The 12,765-nt window shown below is 31.6% G+C and carries 13 protein-coding genes; 8 read left to right on the forward strand and 5 right to left on the reverse strand.

Translation table 11 applies throughout. The features are described from left to right. Nucleotides 1-6: 6 nt before the first annotated feature. Nucleotides 7-525: a DinB family protein gene (locus Q4Q34_RS14765; protein ID WP_303315578.1), complete on the forward strand. Its 519-nt coding sequence runs from the start codon at nucleotides 7-9 to the stop codon at nucleotides 523-525. Between the two features lie 101 nt (nucleotides 526-626). On the opposite strand, the gene Q4Q34_RS14770 is transcribed toward Q4Q34_RS14765, so the two are convergent. Beyond that, entirely contained in the window at nucleotides 627-1,838 is a 1,212-nt protein-coding gene (locus tag Q4Q34_RS14770) for a multidrug effflux MFS transporter (RefSeq protein WP_303315576.1), read from the reverse strand. A 124-nt stretch (nucleotides 1,839-1,962) separates the two neighbouring features. Between Q4Q34_RS14770 and Q4Q34_RS14775 the strand changes: the two genes are divergently transcribed. From Q4Q34_RS14775 to Q4Q34_RS14805, 7 genes are all read left to right on the forward strand, one after another. Then, complete coding sequence (locus tag Q4Q34_RS14775; RefSeq protein ID WP_303315575.1) at nucleotides 1,963-2,412, forward strand: FKBP-type peptidyl-prolyl cis-trans isomerase; 450 nt, start codon at nucleotides 1,963-1,965, stop codon at nucleotides 2,410-2,412. A gap of 209 nt (nucleotides 2,413-2,621) precedes the next feature. Beyond that, the gene (locus Q4Q34_RS14780; RefSeq protein WP_303315574.1) at nucleotides 2,622-3,068 is read left to right on the forward strand and encodes a DinB family protein; all 447 of its coding nucleotides are present in this window, start codon (nucleotides 2,622-2,624) and stop codon (nucleotides 3,066-3,068) included. Between the two features lies 1 nt (nucleotide 3,069). After that, nucleotides 3,070-3,663 carry a Crp/Fnr family transcriptional regulator gene (locus Q4Q34_RS14785; RefSeq protein ID WP_303315572.1) on the forward strand — a complete coding sequence of 198 codons (594 nt, stop codon included), beginning with the start codon at nucleotides 3,070-3,072 and terminating at the stop codon, nucleotides 3,661-3,663. 96 nt (nucleotides 3,664-3,759) lie between these two features. Continuing rightward, on the forward strand, nucleotides 3,760-4,113 hold the full coding sequence (locus Q4Q34_RS14790; protein WP_303315570.1) for a nuclear transport factor 2 family protein: 354 nt from the start codon (nucleotides 3,760-3,762) through the stop codon (nucleotides 4,111-4,113). A 30-nt stretch (nucleotides 4,114-4,143) separates the two neighbouring features. Continuing rightward, nucleotides 4,144-4,722: a YceI family protein gene (locus Q4Q34_RS14795; protein WP_303315568.1), complete on the forward strand. Its 579-nt coding sequence runs from the start codon at nucleotides 4,144-4,146 to the stop codon at nucleotides 4,720-4,722. A 111-nt stretch (nucleotides 4,723-4,833) separates the two neighbouring features. Beyond that, nucleotides 4,834-5,448 (forward strand): DEAD/DEAH box helicase, encoded by a 615-nt coding sequence (locus Q4Q34_RS14800; RefSeq protein ID WP_303315566.1) that lies wholly within the window; start codon nucleotides 4,834-4,836, stop codon nucleotides 5,446-5,448. A 238-nt stretch (nucleotides 5,449-5,686) separates the two neighbouring features. After that, nucleotides 5,687-7,294: a helix-turn-helix transcriptional regulator gene (locus tag Q4Q34_RS14805; protein WP_303315564.1), complete on the forward strand. Its 1,608-nt coding sequence runs from the start codon at nucleotides 5,687-5,689 to the stop codon at nucleotides 7,292-7,294. A gap of 968 nt (nucleotides 7,295-8,262) precedes the next feature. On the opposite strand, the gene Q4Q34_RS14810 is transcribed toward Q4Q34_RS14805, so the two are convergent. The 4 genes from Q4Q34_RS14810 to Q4Q34_RS14825 form a co-directional block, all read right to left on the reverse strand. Next, complete coding sequence (locus tag Q4Q34_RS14810; protein WP_303315562.1) at nucleotides 8,263-9,813, reverse strand: acyl-CoA carboxylase subunit beta; 1,551 nt, start codon at nucleotides 9,811-9,813, stop codon at nucleotides 8,263-8,265. 109 nt (nucleotides 9,814-9,922) lie between these two features. Continuing rightward, a complete protein-coding gene (locus tag Q4Q34_RS14815; protein WP_303315561.1) occupies nucleotides 9,923-11,362 on the reverse strand; it encodes an acetyl-CoA carboxylase biotin carboxylase subunit in 1,440 nt (479 codons plus the stop codon). Between the two features lie 83 nt (nucleotides 11,363-11,445). Continuing rightward, entirely contained in the window at nucleotides 11,446-11,934 is a 489-nt protein-coding gene (locus tag Q4Q34_RS14820; protein WP_303315558.1) for an acetyl-CoA carboxylase biotin carboxyl carrier protein subunit, read from the reverse strand. Nucleotides 11,935-12,080: 146 nt separating this feature from the next. Next, entirely contained in the window at nucleotides 12,081-12,755 is a 675-nt protein-coding gene (locus Q4Q34_RS14825) for a PrsW family intramembrane metalloprotease (RefSeq protein ID WP_303315556.1), read from the reverse strand. Between the last annotated feature and the right edge of the window lie 10 nt (nucleotides 12,756-12,765).

Here is a 12,765-nt window from a genome sequence, read left to right on the forward strand (position 1 = left end):
AATAAAATGAAGACATCAGATTTAAAAACAACAGAATACAACGCATATTATAAAAGATATATAGATTTAGTATCTAAAGAAACCACATTGATAGATGGTTTTAAAAAAGATTCGGATATGGTTTTACAATTCTTTGAATCTATTCCTTCAGATAAATTAAATTACAGATATGCAGAAGGAAAATGGAGCATAAAAGAAGTTTTTCAGCATTTAATTGATACTGAACGTATTTTTCAACATCGCTGTTTTCGTTTTTCCAGACATGATAAAACTGGTATCTCTGGTTTTGAGCAAGACGATTACATAGCACCTTCTCTGGCAAATGATAAAAGTTTAGAATCTCTTATAGAAGAGTTTAATGCAGTACGCCAAAGTTTTATTGTATTATTAAAAAGTTTGAATGATGTTGACTTAAAGTTTATTGGTAATGCAAGTGGTTTAGATATGTCTGCAAGAGCTGCTGCATTTACTATTTTAGGACACTCTATCTGGCATATTAAGGTTATAAATGAGCGTTATTTGTAAAAACCACGCCTACTACCAAACCATTTTATGGACAGTCCTCTACTACTTACTTAATAAAATAAAGTAGCGATTGGATTAAATAATAGCTGGGCTAACCTAATCTATGCAAATGCGTTAGGGGCTTTTTTTCTTTTCAAAAAAATAAAAGTTAAAAGAGACAAGATACCAAAAATAGAAAAGCCAATAAACAATGGTAATACAGAGTCATTAACAAAACTACCTATATAATTTGCTATAGGTACTGCCATAACAGTAGATACAAAGCCGTTAATAGCAGCACCAATACCAGCAATATGCCCCAAAGGTTGCATCGCTAAAGCTCTTATGTTACCAAAAATAAAGCCTACAGCAAAAAATTGTAAAGCGAAAAAACCTATTAAAATACTAATCCTTGGATTTTCACCAGACCAGAATAAAAGGACATATAAAACAGAGATAGCAGCGTATGCTATAGTTGCTATATAAGCAATACGCCACATGCCATATTTTAAAACAAAAACACTATTTAAATAGGTTGCTAATCCAATAGATATAGCCAAACTTGCAAATATATAAGGAAACATATCGGCTAGGTTATACTGCTCTTGAAAAATTTGCTGAGAAGTACTTAAATAGACCATAAAAGACCCCGTTATGAATCCAGAAATGAATGTGAAAGCAACAGCATCCTTAAATTTAACAAATTCCTTAGCTCCATCAATAAATTGATGTGATGTGAATTTTATGCGTTTTTCTTTTTGTAGCGTTTCTGGTTGTCGCTTCCAAAACCAAAGCATAACCAAAAGACCATATATTAAATTTACATAAAAAATGGATTCCCAATTATAAAAATTAAGCAAAAACTGTCCCAAAGCAGGAGCGATTACTGGGACTAAAATAAAAACCATAACGACAATAGATAATATTTTAGCCATATAATCTCCGCTATATGAATCTCTTACTATAGCAATGCTTAGAGTTCTTGGGGAAGATAAACCAACACCTTGAAGCACTCGACCAATAATCATCATTTCAAAACTTTTGGTAGTTACGCAAATCATGCTACCGATTATAAATACTATAAATCCTATATATACTATAGATTTTCTGCCAAAACTATCGGATAAAGGGCCAAAAATAAGTTGACCAAAACCTAATCCTAAAAAAATCATAGTAATTAGTAATTGATTATCATTTTCGTTAGTAACACCTAGAGCACTTCCTATTTCTGGAAGTGCAGGTAATAATGCGTCTATTGATAAGGCAACAATAGACATAAGAGATGCCATTAATGCTACAAACTCTAATCGGAATTCAGTATTTGATTTTTGCATTTGGCAAAAGTAGTTTATATAAAGTTATCAAGCTTTAATTTAAGTGTTACGTTATAATAATTTTATGATTTTTTAAGATTTATAAAGTCAATGTGTTTGCTATATTTACATCAAAAAAATAAATATGAAATATATTAAGCTTGCCTTGATCCTATCTCTTTTTGTTTCCTGTAATAGTGATGATGAAAAAGATTATGTTACTTTAAATGATCAAGAAATTATCGATTATATATCTGAAAATAAATTGATTGCAGAAAAAAGTGCTACAGGACTTTATTATGTGATTGAAGAAGAAGGGACTGGATCACAACCAGTGTCAACATCTACAGTCACAGTAGCATACAAAGGATACTATACTAACGGAACTGTTTTTGATGAAAGTAGTGCACAAGGCATAAACATTAATTTACAAAATGTTATTCCAGGTTGGGCAGAAGGCATTGCGTATTTTAAAGAAGGAGGCTCCGGTAAGCTTTTAATACCTGCACATTTAGGTTATGGCAATTCAGATTATAGAGGTATCCCCGGAGGTTCTGTTCTTATTTTTGATATCAATCTTATTTCTGTAAATTAGAAAGAAAATAAAAAAGGGGTGATTTTTATTAAAAAAGATCCTTTTACTAACTCTTTATGTTATCAAAGATCATTATAAATGCCAATGATGTTGAATTTATAGAACAATTAAAGAGACTACATTAGACCCTAAATTGTTTAACCATGAAGGGTATTTGTGTTTGGTTTGGGTTTCATTATCAAGATTAAAACATTAATTAAAAACAACATATGCTTACTAAAACATTGATTAAAATTTTTACTCGAGACCTTCATAGGCTTAAGGCAGAAATAATGTCTTATAAACAAGAAGAAAACCTATGGCTTCTTGATAAAGAAATAGCAAACTCAGCAGGCAACTTATGTTTACATATTGTTGGTAATCTTAAGCATTTTATAGGAGCAGTTCTTGGTAATTCAGGATATATTAGGCAGCGAGAATTAGAGTTTTCATTAAAAAACATCCCACGAACAGAATTATTACAACAAGTAGAAGAGGCTGTTAAGGTAATTGAAAATGTTTTGGAGAAATTATCGGCCGAAGATCTAAATAAACACTACCCAATACATGTTTTTAATGAGCCAATGACAACGGAATATTTTCTAGTTCATTTAACGACTCATTTATCTTATCATGCTGGACAAATAAACTATCATAGGCGTTTAATAGACTCATAGTATGATTAAAGAAAAAGGACAAGCACTACTAGATTATATTAATAAGAATGTTTCTTTAACTGAAGCAGAGGAGGAGGTACTTCTTTCTAAAGTAATATATAGAACCTATTTAAAAGGGCAGTTTATTGTTCAGCAAGGAGATGTATGTAAATATGAATGCTTTGTACTATCAGGTTGTACAAAAACATTTCATGTAGATAATGAAGGACAGGAACATATAATCATGTTTTCGATAGAGGATTGGTGGACTGCAGATATGGGGAGTTTTATTACACAAACTCCAGCCGATTTTAATGTACAATGTTTAGAAAAAACAGAGCTCATTATGTTTTCTTATGATGTTATTGAAGACTTATATGCTGCAATTCCAAAACTAGAACGCTTTTTTAGGCAAATTATACAAAAAGCATTTATAGCTTCACAAAAGCGTATTATCAGGAGTTTTAGTCTTACAGCAAAAGACAGATATATTTATTTTAGAAATCAGTATCCAAAAATAGAACAACGAATTCCTCAATATATGATTGCTTCATATTTAGGGATTACCAAAGAGTTTTTAAGTAAAATTAAGAGCGATCTTATATTTAAACAATAAAATGTTAAACTAGATTAACATGTTTTCATAAACTACATTATTTTTTGTTAAAACGATGTTTTAGACATTTGTATCATAATAATAAAACAATATATTATGAATAGGTTAATAGAGAACATTAGTACAATAAATGATATGATTCTCCAAGGGAAAGCACTAGAAGCGTTCGACGAATTTTATCATGAAGCTGTTGTTATGCAAGAAAATGATAACCCGGAAGTTGTTGGAAAAGCAGCCAACAGAAAGAGAGAAGAAGAATTTTTTGCATCTATTACAGAGTTTAGATCAGCCCAACCAATAAAGGTAACTATAGGAGAAAATACGACTATGGTAGAATGGCATTTTGATTATACTCATAAAGATTGGGGGGTGAAAAATTACACGCAAGTGGCAGTACAAGACTGGAAAGATGGAAAAATAATTAAAGAAAAATTTTATTACGGATCATAAATTAAATCAAAAACAATTAAAAAAAACAACATGAAAAACACAATTAAAAATTTAGTAGTATTAACTGTAGTGACATTATTTACATTGTCTTTTACAGCGATAGATAAAAACAAAAAGGAAATAAAAACCGATAAAAGTAAAGTGGTTTGGAAAGGTTATAAAGTAACTGGATCACACGAAGGAACCATTGCAATACAATCAGGGTTTTTAAATTTTGAAGGCGATAAATTAACAGGAGGTGAGTTTGTAATAGATATGACTACTATAAACACGACTGATTTAGATGGTGAATATAAAGGGAAACTTGATGGTCATTTAAAATCGGACGATTTTTTTGGTGTTGCAGCACACCCAACAGCTAAATTGGTATTTGTAAAAGTTAAAACTACGGGTAAAAACTCTTATGAAGTTACAGGAGATTTAACGATAAAAGGGAAAACAAACCCTATTACATTTGCAATATCTGTTTATGGGAATAAAGCCACTGCGACATTGAAAGTTGATAGAACAAAATATGACGTAAAATATGGATCTACTAGCTTTTTTGAAGGACTGAAAGACAAAGCTATTTATGATGAATTTGATTTAGTATCAGATTTGGAGTTTTAATTATAAGTTGATTAATAGCAAGAAAAGGCACTCGTAATGAGTGTCTTTTTGTTTTTAATCCTTAGTTGTATTTAATGCTATCTTTGTTTTTTCATATTAAGAAACATACTTATGTCATTTAAAAAACTCATTCTACCTTTAAAAGATACCATAATAAATAAGGGGTTTGAAGCCCCATTAGCATTTCAAAAAGAAATATTGCCAAAAATAAAAGGAGGTGCAAGCCTATTTGCTATAGCTCCTAAAGGATCTGGCAAAACAACGAGTATGGTCATAAGTGTTATACAAAGATTAAAATCGGCATTCGAAGATGCCCCTCGTGCTTTAATTTTTGTAAAAGATAAACAAGCTGCATTAGCATTAGAGTTGGAATTCAATTTATTTAAAAGAGGTACAGATCTAAGGGTTTATTGTGCTTATGAAGAGCATAATATTGAGTTACAACGTGAAGAAATATATGTTGGAACAGATATCGTTATTGCTACACCAAAGCGTTTGAATAGAATATTTTTATTAAACGGTATTAATTTAAACAAGTTGCAAATGTGTATTGTTGAAGATGCTGAATCTTTGTCTAGAGGAAGTCATTTTGCAGAAATAACAAGAACCCCAGAAAGTATAGGTAAATGCCAGTATTTAATTTTTTCGACAGAATTTGATAAACGTTTCGAACGTTGGCAAGAATCATTTATGTACACCGCTCAAGTTATAAAAGCTAAGAAATAGTAATTAGCCTTTTTTGAATGGACATGGTATGGATTTACCAGATGATGTATTAAAAGTCAAGTCTATTATATAAAAATGTATTACGGTTATTGTTCCAGGATTAGATAAAAGCTTATTTTCTAATTAAAATGGCTATAAAAGGTAATAATCACAAGGCTTTTTATGAGTAATAATAAATTATAATATTGTTAGAAATAATTGCATATTTTTACAAGGGGATTAATTATACTTTAAAATTTTGATAAAACCAAAACTTTGTTTAGAACACAGCATGTTTTTTGTTTGTGTCGTTCTATTATTTTTTAGAACTTTTTGTTACGGTCAAGACTCTGGTGACTACGAGCGATTTGTCGATTCTGCGGATATTTATATTGATTATGATACTAAAAAAGCAATAACATTTTTAGATTCTATTCCGCAGCCAGTAGATCATTTCATTAAAAAAGGACTCCCCAATTATTATGTATTAAAATCGTTGATTTATGATGAAAATAATGATGACATAAAATCATATCAAAGTATCATGTTAGCATTAAAATATGCCATACATGAGAAGAATTATGAAGTAGCAGGAGAGGCTAGTTTAGAATTATTCTCTAGTCTTTATTATGTTAAAAAGGATACTACAGCATTTAAACATTTAAAAAAAGCTAGAGAATATTATAAATTATCTGATTATGCTTATGGCGATTTTGAGGTAGATCTAACATATGCTTATGCTAAGTTTCTTGATAATGAATATAAAGCATGTAATAAGTTGCTATTAGATAATTTAGTTAAATACAAAGACGCTAAAGACGATGCTTATTTTTATATGTTTGCTTTAAATATGCTTATCTCTAATTATTTGGCATTGGATGATTTAGAAGCAGCTCATGTGTATTTCAAGGAATTTAAAAAATTAAAAAATAACCCTACAATTGTTTTATATAATTATGCCTCTTTTGAAGCTTTAGCAGAAGTGTCTTTTGCAAATACCCATTTTAAAAGAAAACAAATAGATTCGACATTACATTACCTATCAAAAGCGTCAAAAAATAAACGTTTTATGACAGAAGATGTTAAAGAAGATTATTTTAGATTATACATAGATTCTTATAGAATTTTGGAGAACAAAGAAAATGTTGAAGCTTATACGGATTCTTTAGCGGTTTTTGAAAACAAAATGTATGAAAGCATTATGACCAGCAGTTATGAGGTAAATAACGATTTAGTCAATAAGGGGTTTGAGTTAAAAATTGTTAGTGATAAACAATATTTAAATGGTGTATTGGTGGTTGTTTTGCTTTTACTCTTAACAGCTTCTAGTTTTATATATATGTTTTTTTATAGAAAACAAAAGCTTAAAACAGTAGATTTAAGTAATCAAACAAGTAATTTGTCATATTTAAAGTCTAATAATGAAAAATTAGTAGTAAAAGTTCAAGGCTTAGAAGATTACATAGCCAGCTTAAAAAAAGACATTAAAAAAATATCTACAATAAGAGAGACTCCTGTACAACGCGAAAAAATTAAAGAATTATATAAAAATGTACACCATAACTCTTCCACAATTTTAGATAAAAGCAAAAGTCATTTAGATTTAGTCAATGGTCTTAATGTTAATTTCTTCCAGGTAATAAATAAAATGTATCCGCAATTAAACGATTCGGATGTTATTATTTGCTACTATTTGTATGTTGGTTTTAAGAATAAAGAAATTGCTGTCTTCTTAAATACATCTGTTAGAGCCATTGAAAGTAAGCGCTACCGTATTACTAAAAAGATTAATATTGATAAAGAAAAATCCACACTGGTAGAGTATCTTAAAGTGACTTTTAGAACCTCAGAAAAAATATTAAATTAGCTTGAATCTTGGATAAGAAAATTTATGTCAGTTAGTTGATTTTTGCAAAAAATCGTATCGAAAACCTGTCTGCCGACAGCTACGGTGTACCCACATATTGCCCTAAACAGTAACTATAATAATATTAAAGAAAAGTGGTATCGTGATGATATGTTATATCTATCAGGTAGAAACCATAAAACCTCCAAATGAGCGGCACTTAGCCCTCTCTTTTGGACAGGTCGTTCCTTCCTAAATAGAGGATTATAAGATTTAAAAAAGGGATTAAGGCGATCGTTAAGAAATGACCATTAGGCAAGCCCCGACCCTTCGTAAGAATAAAGTACAAAAGCTTTGAAAACCAGGAGCATAGTATGGGATATAGCATTGGCGCGACGTCGAAGTTTTGTGCTTGGTTCTTCTTGAGCCTAAGCAAAAGAAGAAATTCCTATCGAAGGGGCGTCTTTTCTTTTGTTACTTTTCTTTGGACGGGCAAAGAAAAGTAAATAATGAATCTTTTTTAAAGATGTGGGTACACCGTAGCTGCCGACAGGCAGGCAAATAAATTTTCGACAAAAAAGCTTCTCGATACATCCCGAAGCAAGTTCGGGACACTTGAAGTGACATCTTGAACTCTTAAACATAGAAGATTCACGTTAAATTAAAGAATACAATATTTTAATAACCCCAAACTTAATACATACAAAAAATACTATTTTATTGATTTTGAGTATAAAATGAGTAGTTAATTATTCTTTATTATTAAAGCGGTTTGTGATATTTGCATTGCTATTAATCAACATGAATCTATCACAGACAATCTGCTTAAGTTTGTTTTTATAGGGTAGGCTTTAATTATTTTTTGAGTTTAAAAACATACGTTGTGGGATTAATTTTTCAGATAAACTAATTTTATAAAGTTTATTTGTTAGATAGAGCAAAAAGGAGACTGTTAAGGCGGTCTCCTTTTTTAGTTTTGTTTTTAGTTGCTATAAAGGGATGTTCCCATGTTTTCTTTTTGGAGTGTCAACGTGCTTGTCTTCTAACATAGAAAAAGCTTTGATAAGTTTTCTTCGTGTATTTTTTGGTAATATGACTTCATCAATAAATCCACGTCTTGCAGCCTTATATGGATTCGCAAATTTTTCAGCATATTCAGCTTCTTTCTCTGCTAATTTTTCAGCAGGATCATCGGCAGCAGCTATTTCTCGTTTAAAAATAATTTCACTGGCGCCTTTTGCTCCCATAACCGCAATTTCGGCTCCTGGCCATGCATAATTTAAGTCCGCTCCAATGTGTTTAGAATTCATAACATCGTAAGCACCACCATAGGCTTTTCTAGTAATAACAGTTACTTTTGGTATAGTTGCCTCACTTAAAGCATATAATAGTTTTGCGCCATGAACAATAATTCCGTTCCATTCCTGGTCAGTTCCTGGTAAAAAGCCAGGGACATCAACTAATACTAACAACGGGATATTAAAGCAATCACAAAATCGAGTGAAACGGGCTGCTTTTTTTGAGCTATTCACATCTAAAACGCCAGCTAAAAAGAGCGGTTGGTTTGCTACAATTCCAATATTACGCCCACCAAGTCTTGCAAAACCAACAATAATATTTTCGGCATAGTCTTTATGAATTTCATAAAAAGAATCTTCATCAATGATACCAGCTATAACGGCATGCATGTCATAAGGTTTATTAGGATTGTCTGGTACAATATCAGATAAAAGATCTCTTATTTCATCTTTTAATTCAAAATCTGATTTTTTAGGCGTTTCCGTATTGTTTTGTGGTAAGTAACTCAATAGTTTTTTTATGTCTTCTAAACATTCAATATCATTAGCTGAAGTTTTATGAGCCACACCAGACTTTGAAGCATGCGTATAGGCACCACCTAATTCTTCGCTGGTTACTTCTTCATTAGTAACCGTTTTTACAACATTTGGACCCGTTACAAACATATAACTTGTGTTTTCTACCATGATGGTAAAATCGGTCATGGCAGGGGAGTAGACAGCACCGCCAGCACAAGGCCCCATAATAGCAGAAATTTGAGGAATGACCCCAGAAGTTTGCACATTTCTGTAGAATATATCTGCATAACCACCAAGCGATCTAACACCTTCTTGAATACGAGCGCCACCAGAATCGTTTAATCCAATAATAGGAGCTCCGACTTTAACTGCCAGATCCATTATTTTGCATATTTTTTCAGCATGTGTTTCAGATAATGCCCCTCCAAAAACTGTAAAATCTTGTGCGTACACATAAACTAGTCTTCCATTTACAGTACCATAGCCAGTAATAACACCATCACCAAAATAGATCTCATTTTCCATTCCGAAATCTGTTGTTCTATGAGTAACCAGAACGCCAATTTCTTCAAAAGAACCTTCATCCATTAAATAGTTGACACGCTCTCTTGCTGTAAGTTTCTTTTTTGCATGTTGTTTATCAATACGTTTCTGTCCGCCGCCCAGATGAGCCAGAGCAATACGTTCGTTTAGTTTATTTATTTTGTCTTCTTTTGAGTTCATGTCTTTCTTTTCGCTAAGTCGCAAAAATGCGAAGTTTTATTAATTCTAAATTTCTAACCTAATTTTCAATTAAGCTAACTGCAAACTGCTACTGAATACTGCAAACTTTTTATTTAGGTACTCTCAATAGTTTTTGGTTTTCTACATAATGTTTCACTGCAATTAAAGCAGCAATTTTCGCTTCTTTTTCTGTTTCTTCCTTAAGTGCTTCTGGCGAATAGTAATTTTTAACAAAATGAGTATCAAAATTTCCAGAACGAAAAGCTTCATGTTCACAAACATATTTTCCGAAAGACAATGTTGTTTGTACACCTTCCACATGGTAATTATTAATCGCTTTTATCATAAGTTGAATGGCTTCATCCCTTGTTTTTCCGTAAGTTATCAGTTTAGAAAGCATGGGGTCATAATAAATGGGAACATCCATGTTTTCTTCAAAACCATTATCCACACGAATGCCATCTCCTTTAGGAAGTTTGTAAACATCTAAATGTCCAACACTAGGTAAAAAATCATTTAATGGATCCTCTGCATAAACCCTTAATTCCAGCGCATGTCCACTAATTTTTAAATCATCTTGTTTGAGGTTTAAAGCTTCACCACGAGCCACAAGTATTTGAAGCTCTACCAAATCTACACCAGCAATTAATTCTGAGACAGGGTGTTCTACTTGTAACCTGGTATTCATTTCTAAGAAATAAAAGTTATGATCTGCATCCAATAAAAATTCGACCGTACCTGCACCTAAATAATCACAAGATTTGGCAACCTTAGTGGCAGCTTCTCCCATTTTTTTTCTTAGTTCTGGAGTTAAAACTGAAGATGGCGCTTCTTCAATTACTTTTTGATGGCGACGTTGAATACTGCATTCGCGTTCAAAAAAATGCAATATGTTACCGTGGCTATCAGCCATCACTTGAATTTCTATATGACGAGGAGAGGTGACATACTTTTCAATAAAAACAGAACCGTCTCCAAAAGCAGAAGTTGCTTCACTAATAGCCCGATTCATTTGAGATTCCAGGTCACTTTCTTTTTCTACAACTCGCATCCCTTTTCCGCCACCTCCTGCTGATGCTTTGATAAGAATAGGGAACCCTATTTTTTTTGCTATAACTTTAGCTTTGGAAACATCTGTGATGGCTTCATCAATTCCGGGAACCATAGGAATATCGTATGCCTTAACAGCTTCTTTTGCTGCTAATTTGCTGCCCATAATTTTAATGGCTTTTGATCTTGGACCTATAAAAGTAATATTGTTTTGCTCGCATAACTCTGCAAAACCAGCATTTTCACTTAAGAAACCATATCCGGGATGTATACCATCTACACTTAGTTGTTTTGCAACCTCAATAATTTTATCACCTCTTAAATAAGATTGATTGGATGGCGGTTCGCCAATACATATTGCTTCGTCTGCAAACTTGACATGTGGTGCATTTCTATCAGCCGTAGAATATACAGCGACTGTTTTTATACCCATTTTCTGAGCAGTCATCATAACTCTTATGGCTATTTCACCTCTATTTGCTACTAGTATTTTTTTCATAATAAATAAAATAAGCTATGAACACGTATGTTTAATATAATTGTATGTAAACTCTATATGTTGTAACGTTGAAATAAATATAATTACGCGTCGAACTCAATTAGTAGTTGGTTTTTCTCAACAGCATCTCCCTTATTTACAGAAATAGATTTAATAACTCCATCTATAGGAGATGTAATAATATTTTCCATTTTCATGGCTTCAAGAATTAAAAGCGGGTCATCTTCTTTCACTTCCTGATTGGCTTTTACGTTAATTTCTAAAATAAGCCCTGGCATGGGGGCTTTAATAGAACCGATATGTTTTGTAGCTCCAATAGCAAATCCCATATCTTTTATTAAAGTGTCTAAATCATTTAAAATACTAATATTGTATGTGTTATTATTGATTTTTACTTCATATGCTTTTTTATTGAAGTCTTCTTTTATAATTTCAGCATGATAGGATTTGTTTTGCTCTAGGACATGAAATTTTGATTCTGAAATTTGTAAAGCGTCAAGATTAGAAATATCATCATCTTTAATTTCAAAATCAAACGTATTATTTACAGAGGTTTTGAAAGTTTTGCTCATCGATGTCTGGATTAATTTGTAGTAAATATATGAATTTTATATACGAAATATTTTATTACAGAGCTAAGTATGAATTATGAGTCCGCTAAAATTATTAAATAACTATGATTTAATTTATGAGATAAATCATATTTGGAAATAACTTATCAAATATTAAAATTGGAGTGTTCCTGATGGTGTTTGATGGCTCTTTTTGATAGAAAAATTCCAATTAAAAGAGATATAAAAGCACCTACCCAAATACCAGGTACAAAATCTATAAATAAGAAAAAGTCGTAAGTACCATGAAATATAATAGCGGATAGTAAACCAATAAGATTTAAACCTATTCTGTTTTTTGAAAACTTTGCTTTTCCCATATAAAAGCCCATTAAAACTCCAAATATTGCATGAGCAGGAACCGCTGTAAAAGCTCTTAATAAAGCTGTTTGGTAGCCTCCTTCCAGTACATATAGAATATTTTCCGTAGCCGCAAAACCCATAGATACCATAACAGCATAGGCTATACCATCAAAAGGCTCGTTAAACTCTTTATTTCTTTGAGCAAAATACCGGACAATAACATATTTACTAAATTCTTCGGTTAAGGCAACAACAATAAATGCTTTAATAAATTGTTGAAAAATACTTGTTTCGTTTGGAAGCAACAAGACGATATCGAACACATAATATAAAATAGTAGTAATAAAGACACTTACTATAGCACCTAGAAGAAAGTTGTAGAAGAGTAATCGTTTAGGCTCTTTTTCATATTTATCTTTAAAATATATATAGAGAATAACTATAAATATTGGGGCAATAGCTAGAAGTAACAGGTTCATTTTAGGGGAG

The sequence above is a fragment of the Flavivirga abyssicola genome, assembly GCF_030540775.2.
Classification (GTDB): domain Bacteria; phylum Bacteroidota; class Bacteroidia; order Flavobacteriales; family Flavobacteriaceae; genus Flavivirga; species Flavivirga abyssicola.